The sequence below is a fragment of the Rubrivivax rivuli genome (genome assembly GCF_004016505.1).
GTDB classification, from domain to species: Bacteria; Pseudomonadota; Gammaproteobacteria; order Burkholderiales; family Burkholderiaceae_C; genus Rubrivivax; species Rubrivivax rivuli.
On sequence record NZ_SACR01000006.1, the window covers coordinates 330,081 to 349,797 of the forward strand.

Here is a 19,717-nt window from a genome sequence, read left to right on the forward strand (position 1 = left end):
TTCAGGGCTGCAGCACGCGCTGCAGCCATCGTTCGGCCAGTTCGGGCCAGTGGGCGTGGGTGCCCGCGCGCTCGCGCAGCGCGTAGCCGTGCGGGGCCTGCGGGAAGATGTGCGCTTCGACATCGCCGCCGGCCTGCTGCAGGCCGCGCACGAGATTCAGCGCGTGGTCCACCGGCACCACCGGGTCGTGCAGCGCGCAGCTGATGAACACGGGCAGCGGCGGCAGGCCGTGCGGCTCTTGCGTCAGGCCGATGGGCCAGGCGTCGTAGAAGGCCTGCTTCTCGGGCGGCGGGTAGTCGGGCTTGCCGGCCGGGGCCTTGTAGCGGCGGTGGTTGGCGTTCAGCGGCGCATAGCCGATGAGCAGCCCGCAGGCCTTCGCGGCCTGCACCGGCGCGCCCTGGCAGGCCAGGGTGCCGGCCAGGTGACCGCCGGACGACAGGCCCATCAGCAGCAAGGGCAGGGCAGGCTGCAGGGCCGCCTCGGTGGCCAGGTGCCGCAGCGCGAGCAGGCCGTCCTGCAGCGCGATGTCGGAGGGCCACACCCCGCCGGCACCATCGGCCTGCCCCGGCAGGCGGTGCACCAGCACGTGCGCGTCCAGGCCCAGGCCGTTGAGCCAGCGTGCCACTTCCACGCCTTCCTTGTCGTGCACCAGCTGCAGGTAGCCGCCACCGGCGCACAGCAGCGCCCGGCCGCGGGCCGCACCCGGGGCGAAGTGGCTGTGCAGCTCGGCCCGCAGCACCTGCGTGTAGGCGCGGTCGGGCCAGCGGCCGGTGAGGGTGTTGGCCGGGCCTTCGGCCAGCAGCCACACGCGGTGGGCTTCGGGGTCGAGCCCGGGCCGGCGCGGGCCTTTGGGGTGGGCATCAGGCGTCATGGGGCTCTCTGGGCCGCGGCTACACCGGCGCCTGCGCGGGCGACGGGGCGGGTGTCGGCTTGGCCGCTTGGCGGGCCAGCCAGGCGCGCGCGGCGTCGAGCACCGCGTCGCGGCCCTGCACCAGGGCCAAGGGGTCGGCGAAGACGGGCTCCTCGGGCACCACGCCCACGCCTTCGATGCGCTTGCTGCCGTCGATGAGCATGTCCACCTCGCTGAACAGCAGCTGGCCGCCGCCGGGCAGGTTGCGGCCCTGGCGCACGGCCAGCAGGCAGCCGCAGGTGGTGGCACCGAACACGCGTGCGCGGCCGCGGCTTTGCAGAACGGCTGCTGTCAGCTCGGCGCCGCTGGCGCTGCCATCGTCCACCAGCACGGCCAGGGCCTGCTCCAGGCGCAGCGGCTGCGCGGTGATCTCCAGCGTGGGCGTCACGTCCAGCAGGCCGGCCAGTGCGGTGATGCGTTTGTTGTCGCGCGTGACCACCTTGCCGGCCTGGCCCGGCGGCAGCAGCCAGCCCAGCAGCTGCAGGGCCATCTTCAGCTGGCCGCCGGGGTTGCCGCGCAGGTCGAGAACCAGGCGGTCGGTGCTGGCCAGGCGGCGCAAGGCCAGCCCGAGCTCGCCCGCGGCCGCCGGCTGGAAACCCGCGAAACGCAGGTAGCCCGTGCCGTCGGCCAGGTGGTGGCTGCGCACCAGGGGGTGCTGCAGCACGTCTTGACGCAACGTGAACTCGCGCTCGGCACCGTCGGCGCCGCGCACGCGCAGCACACGCACGCTGCCCACGGGGCCGGCGTTCAAGGCCTGGTTGATGAGGCCTTGCTGCGAACGTTCGGTGGAGCTGCCGCGCACCTCGGCGGCCTGCTGCGCCCACCAGTCGGCCACGGGCTTGCCGTCCACCGCCAGCAGCTCGCTGCCCTGCCGCAGGCCGAGCAGCGAAGCCTGGCTGCTGCCGACCACGCCCATCACCAGGTAGCGCCCCTGGTGCGGCTGCACGCGCAGGCCGTGGTTGCCGCGCTGGTCGCGCGTGGCCTTGGCTTCCATCGGCGAGACCACGCGCGAGTGCGCGTCGCGCAGCTCGCCCACCATGCGGTTGAGCTCTTTCCAGTAGGCCTCGTCGTCGGCTGCGTTCAGCGCCTTGCTGCGGTAGCGCGTGGTGATCTCGGCCCAGTCGACGCCGTTCAGGCGCGGGTCGACGTACTCCTCGCGGATGAGCTTGGCCACTTCTTCGAAGGCGGCGCTGCGGTTCTCGGGCAGCAGCTTCTCGGGCACGAAGGGCTTGGGCGGCACCGGCGGCGTGCTGGCACAGGCGCCCAGCAGCAGGGCGGCCAGCAGCACGGGGCCGAGGGCGCGGCGGGGGCGGGGGGGGTTCGGGTGTGGCGACATGCAGCGTGGCTCGCAAGAAGGGGGTTTCAGGTGGCGCGACATTGCCAGAGTTCGAAGCCGCGCAGCTGCAGCCGGCTGGCCGTGGTGCGCAGCGCGAACCAGCCGCGTTGCAGCGGTGCGGGCGTGTCGGCGCCGGCCTGCAGCGTGAAGAGGGGCTGCCCGTCTTTCACCAGGCGGGCGTGCACCGGGTCGGCGGGCGTGGGGGCGCGTGAGAGCAGCTGCAGCAGCACCGGCTGCCCGGCCACCAGGCGCGTGGCCGGCGTCATCGCGCCGCGGCGGTCTTGCGGCGTGGCTTCGGCGCCGTCGGCCCAGCCGTCGAGCAGCGTGCGCGCGCCCGTGCCGCTGTAGTGGCGCAGGCGCGTGGTGGCGTTGCCGTTGGCGCCGATGCCGGCGTAGTAGAGGCGCAGGCTGTCGTAGCTGGCGAAGGCGCCGTTGCGCGGCGCGGGCTCGCGGCCGTCGGGCTCGGTGGCGTGCCAGAAGAGGTTGAGGTCGCTGATGCGGCCGGCCAGCGCGCCGGCCGTGGCCGGGGCGGGCAGGGCGGTGGCGGTGAAGCGCAGTTCGAAATCGCCCTGCAGTTCGCTGCGCCACCACAGGCTCAGGCCGGCGGGGGTCTGCACGTCGAGCACGCCGCCTTCGGCCTGCACCACGGCGCGCGGGTCTTGGGCTTCCAGCCGCCAGCGCACCAGGCCTTGCGTGAAGGTATCGCCGTCCACGCGCTGCGCCGCCTGCCCCGGCGCGCAGGCCAGCAGCGAGGGCGCAGCGCCGGCGCAGGCGGCCACGCCGGCCAGCGTGGCGGCGGCAGCACTTCGGCGCAGCAGGGCCAGCCCGACCATCGGTGTCTTCAGGGCAGGTGGAACATCGATGGCAGCGGCCACTGCAGTGGCTTGTTGCCGGGTTCCACCCGCATCAGCGGGGCCATGTGGTCCCACCAGCGGCGCATCACGGGCAGCGTGTCCAGCGCCGCGAAACGCGCGTCGGCCGCGGCGTCGCCCGGGCGGCGCTTGAGCACCGCGAAGAGCGCGAGCGTGGCCTCGTCGAGAAAGATCGAGTAGTCGAAGATGCCGGCCTCGCGCAGCGCCTGCGCGAGCTCGGGCCAGATCTCGTCGTGGCGTTTTCTGTACTCGGCCACCACGCCGGGAAAGTCGGCGCGCAGCTGCATCTTGAAGGCGTGGGTGCTGGGTTGGGGGCTCATGGGTGGTGTCGTCCGGGAAAGGGGTTCACTGCACGTCCTGCACTTCCGGCGCCAGGGCCGAGACATCGCGGCGGGGGTGATCGGGGGCGATGGTCTGCAGCGCCGCCGGCAGGCCTTGCGCGACGCCGGCGCGCTGCAGCACCACGGGTGTGCCCAGCTGCAGGCGGCAGCCTTCGAAGTGCACGGCCTGCACGTCGAGCAGGTGGCCGCCGTGGGCTGCGGCGATGGCGCAGTGCTGCAGGTGCAGGCTGCCGATGGGCGCCAGCGCGTCGGCGTCCACCTCGAAGGCGGTGTGGGCGCCGCTGGCGTGCAGGCGCTGCAGCCGCAGGCCGTGCAGGCGCATCAGGCCCTCTGCGGCCGGCACCGGCGCAGCCAGCGTGTGCCAGTGCGCGGGGGCGTTCGCGGCTTCGGCCGGCGGCAGCACCGCGCGGCTGTAGGCCGGGTTCCAGTCCAGCGTGATGCGCAGCGGCACGGCCACACCGTCCAGCCGCACATCGGTCAGGCGCAGGTCGCGCGCCCAGCCGCCCCGTGTGCGCGCGCTCTTCACCAGCACGCCCACGGGCACGGGGGCCCGCACACGCAGCCGGCGCACGCGCACCCGCTCGAAGCCGCCCGAGGTTTCGCTGCCGAAGGCCACGCCGGTGGCGCCGTCGTGCACGTCGATGTCGGCCACCAGCACGTCGCGCGGGGCGCGCGCCCCGCGCTGGCCGTCGGCATCGCGCCCGGCCTTGAAGGCGATGGCGTCGTCGTTCACCGCGATGCGCACGCGCCGCACCAGCACATGCTCTGAAGAGTCGATGTCGATGCCGTCGGTGGAAGGGCCGCGGCCATCGTCGTTGTTGCGGATGTCAAGGTCCTGCACGCGCACCTGGCGGCTGTAGCAGAGGTGCAGCGTCCAGAAGCCCGAGCGGCGCAGCTGCAGGCCGCCGCCCACGAAGACGTCTTGCGCGTCTTGCATCAGCACCAGGCGCGGGCGCTGCGCGTCGTAGTCGCTGGCCCAGCGCAGGCCGCGCGGCGCGTACTGCGCGCGCAGGGCCCAGTAGTGCGCCCAGAAGCCGGCGCCGTCGCCGTCGATCGTGCCCGCGCCGCGCAAGGCGCAGCGCTGCACGCCGACGAGGTTGATCAGCGCAGCGGGCCAGGGCATCTCGATGCCGGCCACGCGGGTGTCGATGAGCGGGTAGTCGGCGATGTCGGTGCTGCCGCGCAGCGTGGCGCCCTCGGCGATCTCCAGCGCCATGCCGCTCTGCAGGAACAGCGCGCCGCTGCGCCAGACCCCCGTGCCCAGGCGCAGCACGCCGCCCGCCGCCGCCGCGGCGGCGATGCCGGCCTGCAGCGCGGCCGTGCACGGCGCGGGGCCGTCGGGCGTGGCGCCGAAGTCCTGCGGCGTGAACACGCGGCGTTCAGCCATGGCCGGCCCCCAGCCACGCGGCCTGCGCACCCAAGCGCTGCGCGTGAGCGCTATGCGCGTGTTTGCTGATTGTTCGTGCGCGCGGCTGCGCATACGCTGCGCGGGCACACGGAAGGGCTGCGCGATGACCAACCACAAACGCCACAAGAAACTGCTCAAGCTGCTCGACGAACACGGGCAGGCCAGCACCGAGGAACTGATGGCCTGGTTGAGCGCTTCGGCCGCCACCGTGCGGCGCGATCTGGCCTGGCTGGCGGCGCGCCAGCAGCTCGTGCGCTGGCGCGGCGGTGCGCAGCGCCTGCCGCAGGCCGGCGGCGGGCTGCTGCGCAGCCAGACCTTCCGCCACAACATCGGCCAGCGCGCGGCGGAGAAACGCGCGATTGCGCGTTACGCCGCGGGCCTGTGCCTGCCGGACGAGACCGTCATCATCAACGGCGGCACCACCACCTTCATGATGGCGGAGTTCCTGGCGACGAGGCGCCTGCGCATCCTGACCAACAGCTTCCTGCTCGCCGAGCGTTTGCTGAACACCAGCGAGAACCAGGTCATCCTGCCCGGCGGCAGCGTCTACCGCGAGCAGAACGTCATCGTCAGCCCCTTCGAGAACGACATCGCGCAGCACCACTACGCCGCGCGCATGTTCATGGGCGTGCACGGCATCTCGGCCGCCGGCCTGGTGGAGGCCGACCCGCTGCTGGTGCAGGCCGAGCGCCGGCTGATGCAGCAGGCCGAGCAGCTGTACGTGCTGGTGGACAGCAGCAAGTTCGAGGGCCGCAGCGGCCTGCTGCTGTGCGGCCTGGACCGCGTGAGCACGGTCATCACCGACACCGGCGTGCCCGACGCCGCCGTGCAGTGGCTGGAGCGCCAGGGCGTGCGTGTGGTGGCCGTGGCGCCCGAGGCCGTGCCGGCAGACCCGATGCCGGTGGTGGGTGCAGAAGCGGCGGTGCATCACAGCGCAGGCCAGCCGTCGGCGCCCCAGCGCAGCAGCGCGCGGCGCAGCCGCGGCTGGCCGGCGGCCTCGGCGTCGTAGGCGTGCCAGACCATCTCGGCGCCGGCCGGGGTGGTGATCACATCCTGGTGGCCCGGGCCCTTGAAGCGCGCGCCACCGGCCAGCAACAGCGTGCCGCCGCCCTCCGTGAGCAGGCGGCCTTCACGGTCGACGAACGGCCCTTGCACGCTGGCCGCGCGGCCCACGCGCATCTCGTAGGTGCTGTCCACGCCCTTGCAGCACAGGCCCCAGCTCATGAACAGCCACATGTGGCCGCCGTGGCGCAGCAGCGTGGGCGCCTCGATGCCGCCACGGCGGCGCGCGAGGTTCGTGACGGGCCCGCGCGGGCGCAGCGTGTCGGGGTCGAGTTCGGTGAGCTGCAGGCCTTGCCACCACGAGCCCCAGGCCATCCAGACGCGGCCGTCTTCGTCGGCGTGGAAGTCGGGGTCGATGGCGTTGTAGCCCTCGTCGCTGCGCGCTTCGCTGCTGGTGAGCAGCACGCCGTCGTCGCGCCAGGTGGCGGCGCCCGCGCCTTCGGTCAGCGGCGCACTGGCCAGGCCGATGGCCGAGGTGCGCTTGCCGAAGGTGGAGATCGAGTACATCACCCACAGCCGGCCGCGGTGCGCAAAGAGCTTGGGCGCCCACACGTCCAGGCCCTGGTGTGCCGGCACGTGCTGCGCCCACCACGCGGGCTTGCTGGTGGGCGTGAAGACGGGCGGGCGACGTTCCCACTGCCGGCCGTCGCGGCTGAAGAGGCGCGCCAGGCCCTCGCCAGTGGCAAAGACCCATTGCGTGCCATCGGCGGCCAGCCACAGCGTGGGGTCGTGCGCGGCCAACTCGCCGCGCAGGCCGCCGCCGGGCTCTTCGGCGGCGGGGGCCGCGGGGGCCGCAGGTTGGGCAGCGGCCCCGCCCAGGCCCCACGCGGCAGCGCCCGTGGCCAGGGCCTGGGCCAGCCAACGCCGGCGCGCCGGCCCGGGCAGCGGCCGCGGGTTCATTCCGCCAGCGCCTGGCGGGCCAGCACCTTCACGCGCTGGTTGAGGGTGCTGTCGCCCGCGGGGCGCAGCTGCGCCAGGAAGATGAACACGCTCTTCGTCTCGGGGTCGACCATGTACTGCGGCACGTAGGCGCTGCCCCAGCCGTAAGTGCCCGGGCTGGCCAGCTCGCTGCGCGTGCCGGGGTTGCTGGCCACCCAGAAGCCGAAGCCTGCGCCTTCGGCATCACCCGTGAACTTCGCGCCCAGGTGGTCGCGCGTCATCATCGCCACGGTGGCCGGGTTGAGCAGGCGCACACCGTCGAGAACGCCGCCGTTGAGCAGCATCTGCAGGAAACGCGCGTAGTCGGGCGCGCTGCTGATCAGCCCCGCGCCGCCGGATGCGAGCTTGCGCGGCCCGCGGATGAAATCGCTGTTGGCCGGCGTTTCCTTCAGCACGAGGCGCCCGCCTTCCAGGCCGTAGACGTGCGCCAGGCGCGGTGCCTTTTCCGGCGGCAGGAAGAAGTGCGTGTCGGGCATGCGCAGCGGCTGCGTGATGCGCTGCTCGACGAAGCGTTCCAGCGGCAGGCCCGACCAGATCTCGACCAGGCGGCCCAGCACGTCGGTGGCGTAGCCGTACTGGAAGGCCTCACCCGGGTGGCCCTGCAGCGGCAGTTTGGCGAGGCGTTCGGTCCACTGGGCGATGCTCTCGTCCAGGTGCAGCAGGTACCAGTCGTTGAAGCCGGCGCGTTTCCATTCGTCGGCCGCGGGGCCGCTGCCGTAGGTAAGGCCCGCGGTGTGCAGCAGCAGGTCGCGCACGGTGATGGCGCGCCTGGGCTTCTCCAGGCGCGGCGGCGTGCCCTGGGGCGAACCTGCGGGCGGCGCCACTGCCACCTGCACGTTCGCAAAAGCCGGCAGCCACTTGTGGATGGGGTCGCGCAGCAGGAAGTGGCCTTCCTCGTACAGCATCATCGCCGCCACCGTGGTGACGGCCTTGCTCATGCTGGCCAGGCGGAAGAGCGTGTCGGGGCGCATGGCCTCTTTCTCTTCCACGCGCGCCAGGCCCTGGGCCTGGAAGAACACCGGCTGGCCGTGCCGCGCCAGGTAGGTGACGGCGCCGGCCAGGCGACCCTGGTCGATCTCGCGCTGCACCGCGGCCTGCAGGCGGGTGATGCGTTCGGGGTAGACCGGCGCAGCGCCCGCGCCGGTGGGCGCCCGCGGGCCTGTGTTCGCGGCGGTGTCGGTGTCGCCCGCGGGCCGCTGCTGCGTCGTGAGCGGGCTGGCCGCGATGGCGATGTCGGCCAGGGCCGGGGGCCGTGCCGCGTTCACCACCGGCGCGTCGCGCCGCAGCTGCGCGGCGATCGGCAGCTTCAGGTCTTGCAGGCCCTGCGCCACCAGGCCGGCCAGCAGCCAGGCGCCGGGGTTGTTGTGGTGCGTGGGGTCCACACGGCCATCGGCGCCGGTGGCGAAGAGCCCGGGCGCCTGGGCCGGGCCGTAGGCGGCATACAGCGTGCGGCTGGCGGCATTCAGGTCGATCAGCGGCACCTGGGCCTCGGCGGCCACGGCGCGCATGGCGGCCACGTGCTCGGCCAGCGTGGCGCGCAAGGAACCGTCGGGTTCGAAGAAGCGGCGCTCCACCGGCGTCACCAGCACCGGCTGCAGGCGCGCGGCCTGCAGCGCGGCGAGGTGCTGGCGGATCTCGGCCTGGTAGCTGGCCACGCTGCCGCTGCCGTCGCGCAGCTGCTTCTGGTCGTTGTGGCCGTACTGCATCAGCACGGTGTCGCCGGGGCGGGCCAGGGCCAGGATCTTGTCGAGGCGGCGGCGCTGCAGGCTGTCGCGGAAAGTCTCGCCGCTCTGCGCCAGGCTCACCACCGCGGCGCCGGGGCCGAACCAGCGCGGCAGCATCTGGCCCCAGCTGGCGTAGGGCTCGCGCGACTGGTCGGCCACCGTGCTGTCGCCCAGCACGAAGACCAGCGGCACCTGCACGGGCTCGATGCGCAGGGCCTGCAACGCCTGCGCACCGTGAACCTCCAGGGTCAGCTTGCCGTCCCAGTTCCAGGCCTCGTCGACGCTTTCGCGCGGCACGCGCAGCGCCACCTGGCCGGCGGCGCGGTTCGGGCCGGCGCTGATCTGGGCGTTGCGCACGTGCACGGTGAAGCTGGCTTCCGCCGTGCGGCGCGGCGCTGTGGCCACGTTCGGCAGCACCAGGCGGCGCAGTTCGGCCTTGAGGGTGGCGTTGCCGGCTTCGGCCGTGCCGCCCAGCGTGGCGGTGACGCGGTAGCTGCCTTCGGGCAAGGCCACGGAGAAGTAGCGTGCGTGGCCGCTGCCGGCGGCCAGCGGCTCGAAGCCGTGGCCGCGTTCGGCGCTGTAGGGTGTGTCGGCGGCCACACGCACGGCGCCGGCCGGGGCAGGGCCGCTGCCGAAGTGGAAGCGCTGCAGCCCTGCGGTGGCGGGCGCTTGCGCGGTGGGCAGGGCTGGCGTGCTGGGGAGGGCTTGCGCGTGCACGGCGCCCAGCGGCAGCAGCGCCGCCAGGGCCAGCGTGAACGTGCTCAACAACGACCGCATGGCCTTCACTCCTTAGGCAACTGGGCACCCACCCAGGCCAGGTTCTGCATCGCGGCCAGGCTCCACTGCGCGGCGTCGTTCGTACTGATCCACGGTGCCACCTCCACCGGCCGCAGCACGGCCGGGCCTTCGATGCGGCGTGTGCCCAGCGGCGGCTGCGTGCGGCGGCGGTCGCCGTGGAACTCGGCCCAGGCGCGGCGCGCGAGCGCGGGGTCGTTCAGGCGCATCGCGGCATAGGCCGTCAGGCGCGAATGGCCCACCGTCAGCGCGTTGGTGCCGCCGTGCGGCATGCCGAGTTCACGCCGCTGTTCTTCCACCGGCGCGTTGTAGAGGCGGCAGTACTGCAGCCAGGCCTTTTCGAAGCCGGGCACGTCGATCAGCTCGATCAACTCGGCCACCATCTCCACCAGGCCGAAGACCGCGCTCAGGTGGCTGGCGGCCACACGCTCGCCGATCAGGCTGCGCAGCTCGCCGGTCTCTGGGTCGTAGCCGGCGCTGGCGGCGCTGAAGAAGCCGTGTTTCATGCCGGCCACCGAGGTCATGCCGCGCCGGATCTTGTCGCGCCAGCGCACATCGCCCGTGCGCTCCCATTCGGTGAGCCAGTTCGCGAGCATCGAGCCCCAGTCGGTGCCCACGCCCATCACGGCCTGGCCCGGTGGCAGCTTGGGCGCGTCCTTCACCTTGCGCGTGGGGTTCAGCGCGATCAGCTGGCGGTCGGCGTCGCGCAACATGTGCAGCACGTCGCCCACGCGCTCGTCGGCCGTGAGGTAGTGGTACTGGCGGCGGTAGGCCGCGGTGCTGATGCGCAGCTGCTTGGCGCTGTCGCTCCAGTGCAGCACGCCGTGACGCGTGCCCAGGCCCTTGAAGCGGCCCAGGTGGTAGGTGTCCACCTCGGTGGTGTGCCGCACCATGGCTTCGGCGAAGCGGAAGACATCGGCCCGGCCGCTGCGGAAGAACATGCCCCACAGCCACAGGTCGGGCGAGAGTTCGCTGTTGTCCCAGGCGTAGCCGCCGACGTCGTAGCGCCACTCGTGGCGGTCGGCGTCGAAGGTGTGGCGCACGTCGCCGTAGTCCCAGAAGCCGAGCCAGCGCCGCTGCTCGGCTTCACGCTGATAGAAGTTGACGAGGAAGTCGAGACGGTCTTCCAGCGCCGCCTTCTGCGGCGTGCTGCGGTCGGGCAGCGTCCACAGCGTGCCGAAGACGCGGGTGTTCAGGTAACGCTGCGGGGTGGCCACCAAGAGGGGCGGCGTCTGCACCAGGCCGGCCAGTTGCACGAGCCGTTCACGCGAAGGCGTGCCCGCCAGAGCGAAGAGCGTGAGCTCGTGGCTGCGGCCCGCGCCCACGGCGGTGTCGAAGCCCGGCTCCCAGTCTTCGTAGGTGACTTCCAGGCCTTCGAGCTGCTTCTCGAAGGTGTCTTGCCCCAGGCCGTCGTGGTAGGGCCGCAGGTCCATGGCCGGGGCCTCGGGGGCCCAGAACCAGCAGGTCACCTGCGCGGTGCTTGTGTGGGCGTTGCGGATGTCCAGCTGCGCCGGGTGGCGTTGCCAGAAATCGCGCAGGCCGAAGGCCACGCCGCCGCGTGTGTCGCCCACATACCCCAGGCCCGCGGCGCGGCCGCCCCAGGCGCTGTGCACCCAGGTGTGGCCGGCCTGCGTGCGCTTCTTGATCTGGAAGCTGTCGGGGCCCAGCTGCGAGAGCGTGACATCGCCCCAGGCCGGGATGCGTTCGACGAACTTGCGCACCGAGGGGTGCCAGCCGTCCATGGGCGGCGTGGGCTGGCCGGCCAGCTGCGCGGCGCGCACGGCAGCACCCGGGTCGCGGCGCAGGCCGGTGAGGCCGCGCACGGCCTCGGCCCACAAGCCGTTGCCTTCACCCGCGAAGCGCACGTGCCGGTCGTGCGGCGCGTCGCGCAGCGGCACCTCGAACTGCAGGCCCAGGCCGCGGATGAAATCGCGCTGCGGCTCGCCGTCGAAAACCCAGCTGTGCATCACGCGCAGCGCGTCGCCGCCGGCGTAGAAGTACAAGCGAAGGTCGAAGGGCAACCAGGTGCGGACCTTGCCGACCTGGCCGACGGGCGCCAGGGCGCGGTGCGTGCCCTGCAGCCGCAGCACCGCGCGCTGCGGGCCGCGCTGTTCCACCGTCACCTGCTCCAGCTGGCTTTCGAAGTGAGTGGTGGCCGTCGTCTGGCCCTCGGGTGGGCCATCGCTCTGCGCCACCAGCTTCACGCCGCGCATCACCTCCACGCCGCCGCGCGTGACGCTGCGCACCAGCAGCGGCCCGCGCTTGGGCACCACCGCCACCACGGTGCCGGTGTCGATGGTGAAGGCCTCGGCGGCCTCGGCCACGCTCACCACCACGCTGGGCGTGCTGGGGGCCGCCTGGCCCGCGGGCAGGGGCTGCACCTGCCAGCCTTCGCCCACGCTCACGCCGGGCGCGATGGCATGGGCCGTCCACTTCAAGGAACCATCGGGCCAATAGGCCAGCGGCCAGCTCTGCAGCGGGTGGGCCTGGCCCTGCACATCGCGCAGCACCAGCGCCTGGCCGCGCCGCACCTGCCCGCGGGCCCAGGGCAGGCCCCAGGTGGTGCCGGCGTGCAGCGCGGGGGCGCTGCCGTCCAGCCAGCGCAGGGCCAGCGGGTCGGCAGGCACGGCGCTGCTGGCGGGCGCGGCCGCCACGGGTGCCACCGTCGCAGCGCCGCCTGCGGCGGCCAGGCCGAGGGCCGCACCACCACCGACGAACTGGCGCCGGTTGAAACGAGGAAGGTGCTCGGGCATCGCGGCTTCAGTCGTAGTGCTTTTCGGGCGGGCGGCGGTTCTTGCCGCCACGGCCCCACAGGTCTTCGAAACGCCAGCCCGTCAGCTCTTCGACGATGCGCCGGCTGGCCGGGCTTTCGGCTTCGGTCTCGCCGCGGCGCAGGCGTTCCACTTCGTTGACCAGCACCCAGTGCGAAGCCGCGTTCAGGCGGAAGCTGCGCGCGGCCCACAGGCCCAGCAGCATGGCGGTGATGGGGCCGAGGATCATCACCAGCGTCACCGCCTGGATGGCCTCGGGCGTCTGCACCACCACCTCGCCGGGGCGGCTCTTGGGCGAGACATAGCCGCCCAGGTCGATGAGCCAGCCCGTGGCCACGATGGCCGCGCTCTGCGCGACCTTGCGCACCATGGTCATCACGCCGGCGAAGATGCCCTCGCGGCGCTGGCCCGTCACGGCCTCGTCGACATCGGGCAGGTAGTTGTAGACCGACCAGGGCACGAAGTTCAGCGTGCCGCGGCCCAGGCCCGCCAGGATGATGGGCGCGAACAACCACAGCGCCGAGGGCGGTGCCGCGTTGCCGCCACGCTGCTGCAGGTAGAGCCAGCCGTAGAGCAGCGTGGCGCTGATGAAGAGCGTGATGGCCACGCGGTAGGCGTAGAGCGGCCCCACCTTGATGACCACGCGGATGGCGATCATCACGCTCACCAGCTGCGCGATGTACATCACCGTCATCAGCTGCGAGATGGCCAGCGTGGCGCCCAGCGTGCCCATCAGCACCGTGGCCACGAAGATGGGGAAGGCGGTGTTGAAGATGTCCTGCGAGAGGTAGCCGCCCAGGTACAGGCTGAGATGCTGGCGGAAGGCGCGGATGCGCAGCGTGGAGAAGAGGTCGCGGTACATGCGGCCGGGGATCTGCACCGCCTCGGCCCAATTCAGCGTGGCCACGGGCTGCTTCAGCTCTTCTTCGGTGTAGGGCCGCTCCCACGAAGACAGCAGCACGATCAGCACCACCAGACTGAAGAGGATGCCGAAGATCACCGCCATCCAGAAGAAGGGCTCGGCCGAGTCCTTGCCGCCGAACTGGTTGATCAGCAGCGTGGGCAGGTAGCTCGCCAGGATGGCCGAGCCCTGCGCCACCAGCATGCGCGCGCCGGCGAACTTGGCCTTCTCGGCGTAGTCCTTGCTCATCTCCGCGGCCATGGTTTCCCACGGGATGAGGAACATCGTGTACAGCAGCTCGAAGAAGATGAAGACGGCCAGGTAGTACCAGAAGCCGTGGCCGGTGACGAAGAGCAGCGCGAAGCTGGGCAGCAGCGGCAGCACGATCAGCAGGAAGAGCCGACGCCGCCCGATGCGCCGGCCGATGCGGCTGTGGCGCAGGTTGTCCGAGAGGTAGCCGATGACCGGGCAGCTCACGGCCTCGATCAGCCGCGGCAGGCCCAGGATCAAGCCCGCCTCCACGGCGCTGAGCCCGCAGAAGGTGGTGAAGAAGTAGAACAGCCACCCGGTGATGACGGCCTGTGCGCCGGCGCCGAGCATGTCGCCCGAGCCCCAGCCCCAGTAGTTGCGCCAGGTGGGTTGGCGCGGCGGCGCGCCGCTGGCAGACACAGCGCCCATGTTCACAGGAAGCGGTAGTTGAATTCGACCAGGGCCAGCAGCGCCATGCTTTGCCCGAAGGGCATGCTGGTCAGCGGGATGTCCTTGTATTCCTGCAGCGTGTGGAACACCGGCGTGCCGAAGGACACCTGCGTGAGCTCACCCGCGCTGTTGATGTGCCGGCGCACGGCCAGCGCCGCGCGGCGGCCCACGGCCTCGAACTCGGCCGGCAGCAGGCCCAGGCGCACGCCCTTCAGGATGCCGTAGGCAAAGCCCGCGGTGGCGGCTGCTTCCTCGTAAGAAGTGGGGTCGTCAAGCAGCGTGCGGAACATGCCGCTTTCGGTCTGCAGCGGCGCCAGCGCCTTCACCTGCGCGAGCAGGGTTTCGGTGAGAAACATCCGCAGCGCATCGCCCTCGGGCAGGGCCAGCATCTCGATGAACTCGGGGATGGCGATGGTCACCCACGAGTTGCCGCGCGCCCAGCGGGCGCGTGCGAAGTGGTGGCGGCCCTCGAAGGTCCAGCCGTGGAACCACAGGCCGGTGGCGGGGTCGGCCAGGTACTTCACGTGCACCATGAACTGGCGCTTGGCTTCTTCGATGTAGTGCGGGCGCTTGAGCACCTGGCCGATGCGGGCCAGCGGCAGCACGCTCATCATCAGCGTGTCGTCCCACAGCTGCTGGTGGTTCACGCTGTTGTAGACGATGTGCTGCAGGCCGCCTTCTTCGGTGCGCGGCATCTGCTTGAAGACCCACTCGCCCCACACGTCGAGGTAAGGCTGGTAGCCCGGCGTGCCGGTGCGCTCGAACAGGTTGGCCAGCGTCAGGAAAGGCGCCACCGTGTTGATGTTGCGCGAGGGCGAACCTTCGGCGAAACGATCGGTGAACCACTGCGTCATGGTGGCCCAGGCGGCTTCGTCGCCCGTCATCTGCCACACCTTCCACAGACCGTAGAGGCCGATGCCCTGGGTCCACTCGAAGCCGTGCCAGCTCTTGGTGTCGATGACGCGCCCGTCTTCCAGCTTGAGCAGGAAGCTGCCGTCCACGTCCTTGATGTTCACGAGGTTGTGGATGACGCGGCGGATGGTGTCTTGCCAATCGGCGCGGTCGGCGCCGAGGCCGGCGACGTGGTGGCCCAGCAGCGGGTGGATGCGCTCGGGGTGGGTGGGGACGAGAACCTGGTTGTTCATGGCAAACGGTGTCGAGAAGATTTCAGGCGCGAGTGTTGCGCGAGTGGGGCAAGAGGGCCGGCGTCTCAGCGCTGCAGGTAACGCGCCGGCGGCAGCACCTGCAAGGGCACGCCGCCGCGGGCGCTGCGCAGCTGCACGAGCTTCACGTCTTCCAGCGCGTTGGCGGGCTCGCCGTCGCTGGTGACGACCAGGGCCAGCGTGTTCTCGCCGCGCGGGTTGACGATGCCTGGCGGCAGCACGAACACGCGCTGCGGGCCGACGTGGGCGATGAACTGGCCCATGTGCCAGCCGTTGACGAAGATCAGCACGCGGTACTGCGCGTTCGGCGAGCGCGGCACCGTGGTGTCGCCGAAGGCCAGGCCGAGCTGCACGTCGTGGTCTTCGGGCAGGTTCAGCGTGAAGTTGGTGCGCAGCCAGTAGGGCCCGGGCCCGGGCGGCGCGGCCTGCGGGCTCACGCGCTGCCAGCCGGTGCTGAGGTCGCGGTCGGGGGCCGCGGGCAGGTACCAGCCGAGGAACTCGCCGCCGAGGCCGCCGTTGTTGTAGGGGCCGCGCGTCAGGTCGCCGATGGCCTCGGGTGCGCCGCGCAGCTTCCACGTGATGGGCAGGCTGTGGCGGCGGCCGGCGCGTGGTGCCAGCGATGCGGCGATCAGGCCGCGGGCCTCCTTGTGCGCATCGTCGGCGAACAGATCCCAGTTGTGGCCGTTGTTGCGCACCTTCACCGCCAGCACGTGTTCGCCCGCCGGCAGCGCGGGCAGCAGCAGGCGGAAGGTGTCGGTGGTTTCGGGGAAGGGGCGGCCGGCGTCGAGCTCGTGCTGGCCCAGGAACTGGCCGTTGAGCCACACCTGGATGAGGCCTGCACCGCCGGCGCCGTAGTAGAGCTGCAGTTCCAGCGGCTTGCCGGCTGCGGCGGTGCTTTCGGTGGTCGTGAAGCGGCCGCGGTACCAGATGTCGCCGCGGTGGAAGCCGTAGTCGCTCATCGCCAGCACCGGCGCGCCGCGCTCGCTGGCGCTCCACACCTGCGCGGCCGAGCTGAAAGCGTTGGCGGCGCGCCAGCGGCTGTCGTCGAAGGCGGGCTGCGCTTCGCCGACATCGGCACGGCGCAGCCAGGGCAGGGCGCTGAGCTCGGGCAGCGTGTAGTCGCGGCCCGGTTGCAGCGGGCCGGGCAGCGGGCTGCGGGCAGCCAGGCTGGCGCCCGCGGCGGCAGCCACGGCCACGGGCCGGCCGTTCCAGCGCAGGGCCTTCACTTCAGCGGCGGCCCACACGCGCAGCGCGCTCGGGCTCTCTGTGTCGCCTTGCAGGGCCACCGTGGCGCCATCGCGGGCCGCCTGTCGCGGCAGCGCGGGGCTTTGCACGAGCACCGTGTCGGCACCGGCTTGCAGTTGCCAGAACTGCGCGATGGTGGGCTCGTCGGCGATCAGCAGGCGCATCGGAGCGCGGCCGCCGCCGTCGATCTCCAGCTCGATCAGCCCCTGGTGCGCGTGGTTCAAGCGCAGGTCGCCGCGCGCGGCATCCCAGTGCTGCTGCACGCTGCCGGCCAGCACCTTCAAGCGCGGGCGGCTGGCGTAACGCAGCACGGTCTCGCCGTCTTCGCCCTTGCGCCCGTGCAGCACCAGCAGGTCGTGCGCGCCCTGGCGCAGGTGGCTCCAGAGTTCCGAAGTGCTGTAGACCAGCCGCTGGCGCTGCAGGTCCACCGCGGCGAGCATGAACTTCGCGTCCTGCCCGCGGATCTGCAACGAGCCGGCCTGCGGCACGCGGTAGCGGCCGTCGGTGGTGTCGATCTCGAAGCTGAAGCTGAAGATGTCGGAGTCGATGCCTGTGTTCAGGAAGGGCATCGCAAAGAACACGTGGCTTTGCAGTGCCGTGTTGACGTTGTGGTACAGCTTGACGCGCGCATCGCTCGGGGCCACGGAGGGGCCGATGTCCATCTGCGCGAGCACCGGCTGCGCAGCCTGGATGAAACGGCCCAGCGCCTTCAGGCCGTAGGCCTTGTCGCGCAGCCCGCGCGCTTCGTCGATGGGCGCGCCGTAGTCGTAGCTGGTGAAAACCACCGGCGCCGGTTGCCAGCCCCAGGTGGTGCCGCCGAAGCCCATGTAGATGGAGTGAATGACGATGCGGTTGATGAGGTTGCTGCCGTAGAACAGACGCTGGTAGCCCACGCCCTGGCGGAGGGCTGTGCAGCCGTAGGTGCCGTTGCTGCCCCAATAGTCGAACCAGCCAGCGCCGATCTCGGCGCCGAAGCCCGGGGTGTGGGGCGAGGCCAGCGATCCCACGCGTGGAATGTTCTTGCCGTAGATGCCCCAGTTGGGCACGGCAGAGGGGGCGCCCGGCTGGCCGTGCACGTCGCACACGCCGCCGGGGTAGCCGTCGAAGGCGTACAGGTCCGTCGGGCCCGGGTTGGCGAAGGGCGCGGTGCTGTTCTTCGGTGTCCAGTCGGGCAGGCGCGAGGCCGCGTTGTGGAACAGCGGCACGGTGATGCCGTCGGCCCGCGCCTTGTCGGCCAGGAACTGCATGTGCCGCGCGTTCTTGGGCTGCACCGAGAACTGCTCGTTTTCCAGCTGGTAGGCGATGACGGTGCCGCCGCCCGTGGTGAGCTGGTAGCGCGCGATGATGGCGTTGACCTGCGTGAGCCATTCGCCGGCCGCGGCCTGGTAGTCGGGCGCGTCGGTGCGCGCTTCGCCGCGCTGGCGGGTCACCCAGCCCGGGAAGCCGCCCATGCTGAGTTCGGCGTTCACGTAGGGCCCGGGTCGCACCATCACGTAGAGGCCCTCCTCCTTGGCGATCTGCAGCAGCTTCTCGAGGTTGCGCACGCCGGTGAAGTCGTAGTGGCCCGGGTGCGGCGAGTGGTAGCCCCAGGCGAAGTAGAGCGACACGCCGTTCAGGCCGATGGCCTTGTACTTCTGCAGCACGTCGCGCCACAGGCTGGGGCTGGGCAGGCGGAAGGGCTGGAACTCCGCGGCCCACACCATCTGGCGCTGGCCGTCGATCATCAGCGAGTACCGGTCCCAGGTGATCTGGCGCGGCGTGCCGGTGGGCGCGGTGGCTTTTTCCAGGTGCGCGGCGTCTTCGGCCAGCACCGTGAAGTGCCGTGCCGAGCCCGAGGCGCCGACGATCTCGCGCCGCGGCGTCCAGGTGTTCAGGCCGTCGAAGCTGTCGCTGTAGACGTAGCGCTTGTCCATGTAGCTGTCGGCGTGCAGCCGCCAGCCGGGGCGCCCCTGCGCGTCGACGATGCGCACCAGCGCCTGGCCTTCCAGCGGGCCGCCGAAGCCGGCCCAGTCGCCGGTGCGGTCGTAGGTCCAGGGACCTTCGAGCTTGTCAGCCCAGGCGCGTTCGATGAGCTTCGTGGTCTCGTGCTTGGTGAAGGCGATGTAGCGGCCGCCTTCCTTCACGATGAAGGTGTCGATGGGGTTGCGCGCCTCCAGCCCGCGCAGCAGCTGTGGCGCGCCGAAGGCACTGAAGTCGGGCTTGCTGGGCTGCAGGCGGTAGGCCGCAAACGGGCCGCCGAGGCCGTTCTTCGACAGCGAGACGATGACGCTGAGGCTGCCGTCGTCATCGCGGAACCACTCCGGGGCCCAGACGTTGCTCACGCCGGGCAGGTCCACCGGCACATCGGCCACATGCTGCCAGTCGTTGAGCTTGCAGGAGCGCGCCACGCCGAAGGTGCTGCCCGACCAGCCCGTGGTGTAGACGATGGCCCAGCAGCCGTCGGCGGTGCGCACGATGCTCGGGTCGCGCAGCAGGCCTTGCGGCGGCTGCCACACCTCGGAATGCAGCGAGGTGTAGGTGCTGCCGTCTTTCGAGGTGAAGAGGCTCAGCTGGTTTTGCGAGGTGGCGGCGAAGGCCGAGATCAGGAAGCGCTGGCCCTTCGCCGGCCCGGCCACCCGCGGCGCGGCCTGCACGGGCGCGGCCGTGCTGCCCACGGCGCCGTGCGCGCTGGTCTGCCCTGGCAGGTCTTGCGCGAGCACGGTGACGGCTGCCAGCGCGAGCACCAGGCCGACGGCCACGCCGAAAAGACCGATGTGCGAGACCAGGTGGGCGCCGAGGAAACGACGCCAGGCGCGGGGGGAGGACGGAACGGCTTTCAAGGCAAGGCGAGCGAGGGGCGCGGCGGCACGGCCATGCCGGCGCCGAGGAAGAAGGAAGGGTGCGGCGGCTGGTTGTAGCCGGCGTTCTGCGCCGCCACCTGCGCGCGGTACTGCGTGTCGTGCATCAAGGTCACCAGGCGGTGCGGCGTGGGGTGGGGCGTGGTGAAGATCAGCAGCGCGGTGTTGTCGGCGCTGCGCCAGACCACCTCTTCGCGCCAGTCGCCCAGGATGTCGGCGCTGAACACGGGCGTGGCCTTGGTGCCGTTGTTGCTGGCGGCGCCCACGGGCCGGAACGCGCGGCCCTGCAGCAGGGGTTGCAGTTGCCCGCTCTCGGGCAGCCACTTGGCCACGGTGGTGCCGTCCAGCGTCTCGCGCAGCAGGTCGCCGTCCCACCACAGGCCGAAGTTCATCGCGCGGGGCTTGGCACTGCCGATGAGCTGGCCGCGGGCGTTGTACAGGCCACCCACCGAGGCCCAGCACTCCACGCCCGCGTGCGCGGCGTCGATGTCCAGGCACAGGCCGCGGCCGATGTCGGTGTTCTGGCCCGGGGCGCTCCACAGCAGCGCGCCGGTGGCGGCGTCGTGCATCGACAGGCCGTGCTCGCCGTAGCTCTTGGGGCTCTCGTGCACCATGAAGATCTGCCGGCCGGGCCGCGCGGGGTCGTGCTGGCCGACGTGCAGCGCGTCGCCGTGGCCCAGGCCGGTGCTGTAGAGCAGCTGGCCGCCGCTGCCG

13 protein-coding genes are annotated in these 19,717 nt (G+C 71.9%); 1 reads left to right on the plus strand and 12 read right to left on the minus strand.

The window, feature by feature from the left end; all coding sequences use genetic code 11:
• Position 1: 1 nt before the first annotated feature.
• From EOE66_RS19980 to EOE66_RS20000, 5 genes are all read right to left on the minus strand, one after another.
• Entirely contained in the window at positions 2-871 is an 870-nt protein-coding gene (locus EOE66_RS19980) for an alpha/beta hydrolase (protein ID WP_128230492.1), read from the minus strand.
• A gap of 19 nt (positions 872-890) precedes the next feature.
• Positions 891-2,198 (minus strand): S41 family peptidase, encoded by a 1,308-nt coding sequence (locus tag EOE66_RS19985; protein ID WP_205702763.1) that lies wholly within the window; start codon positions 2,196-2,198, stop codon positions 891-893.
• A 74-nt stretch (positions 2,199-2,272) separates the two neighbouring features.
• Complete coding sequence (locus EOE66_RS19990; protein ID WP_128230494.1) at positions 2,273-3,079, minus strand: DUF6250 domain-containing protein; 807 nt, start codon at positions 3,077-3,079, stop codon at positions 2,273-2,275.
• An 8-nt stretch (positions 3,080-3,087) separates the two neighbouring features.
• Complete coding sequence (locus EOE66_RS19995) at positions 3,088-3,438, minus strand: L-rhamnose mutarotase (RefSeq protein WP_375137493.1); 351 nt, start codon at positions 3,436-3,438, stop codon at positions 3,088-3,090.
• Positions 3,439-3,463: 25 nt separating this feature from the next.
• Positions 3,464-4,846, minus strand: coding sequence for a glycoside hydrolase family 28 protein (locus tag EOE66_RS20000; RefSeq protein WP_164885195.1), 1,383 nt, complete (start codon positions 4,844-4,846; stop codon positions 3,464-3,466).
• A 124-nt stretch (positions 4,847-4,970) separates the two neighbouring features.
• Here EOE66_RS20000 and EOE66_RS20005 point away from each other — a divergent pair, with 124 nt between their 5' ends.
• Positions 4,971-5,876, plus strand: a complete 906-nt coding sequence (locus tag EOE66_RS20005) for a DeoR/GlpR family DNA-binding transcription regulator (protein WP_128230496.1) — start codon at positions 4,971-4,973, stop codon at positions 5,874-5,876.
• On the opposite strand, the gene EOE66_RS20010 is transcribed toward EOE66_RS20005, so the two are convergent.
• The 7 genes from EOE66_RS20010 to EOE66_RS21880 form a co-directional block, all read right to left on the minus strand.
• Positions 5,795-6,829, minus strand: a complete 1,035-nt coding sequence (locus EOE66_RS20010) for an arabinan endo-1,5-alpha-L-arabinosidase (protein ID WP_128230497.1) — start codon at positions 6,827-6,829, stop codon at positions 5,795-5,797. The two genes, EOE66_RS20005 and EOE66_RS20010, sit on opposite strands and share 82 nt — an antisense overlap.
• The gene (locus EOE66_RS20015; RefSeq protein ID WP_128230498.1) at positions 6,826-9,369 is read right to left on the minus strand and encodes a serine hydrolase; all 2,544 of its coding nucleotides are present in this window, start codon (positions 9,367-9,369) and stop codon (positions 6,826-6,828) included. The genes EOE66_RS20010 and EOE66_RS20015 overlap by 4 nt, the downstream gene beginning before the upstream one ends.
• A gap of 5 nt (positions 9,370-9,374) precedes the next feature.
• Positions 9,375-12,140, minus strand: a complete 2,766-nt coding sequence (locus EOE66_RS20020; protein WP_128230499.1) for an exo-rhamnogalacturonan lyase family protein — start codon at positions 12,138-12,140, stop codon at positions 9,375-9,377.
• Positions 12,141-12,147: 7 nt separating this feature from the next.
• Entirely contained in the window at positions 12,148-13,737 is a 1,590-nt protein-coding gene (locus tag EOE66_RS20025) for an MFS transporter (RefSeq protein ID WP_128230500.1), read from the minus strand.
• A 2-nt stretch (positions 13,738-13,739) separates the two neighbouring features.
• The gene (gene bglB / locus EOE66_RS20030; RefSeq protein WP_128230501.1) at positions 13,740-14,903 is read right to left on the minus strand and encodes a beta-galactosidase BglB; all 1,164 of its coding nucleotides are present in this window, start codon (positions 14,901-14,903) and stop codon (positions 13,740-13,742) included.
• A 65-nt stretch (positions 14,904-14,968) separates the two neighbouring features.
• Positions 14,969-18,985 (minus strand): beta-galactosidase, encoded by a 4,017-nt coding sequence (locus EOE66_RS20035; protein ID WP_128230502.1) that lies wholly within the window; start codon positions 18,983-18,985, stop codon positions 14,969-14,971.
• Positions 18,982-19,717 (minus strand): rhamnogalacturonan lyase family protein (locus EOE66_RS21880; protein ID WP_441347004.1); only part of this gene is annotated, 736 nt, incomplete at its 5' end. The genes EOE66_RS21880 and EOE66_RS20035, both read right to left, overlap by 4 nt.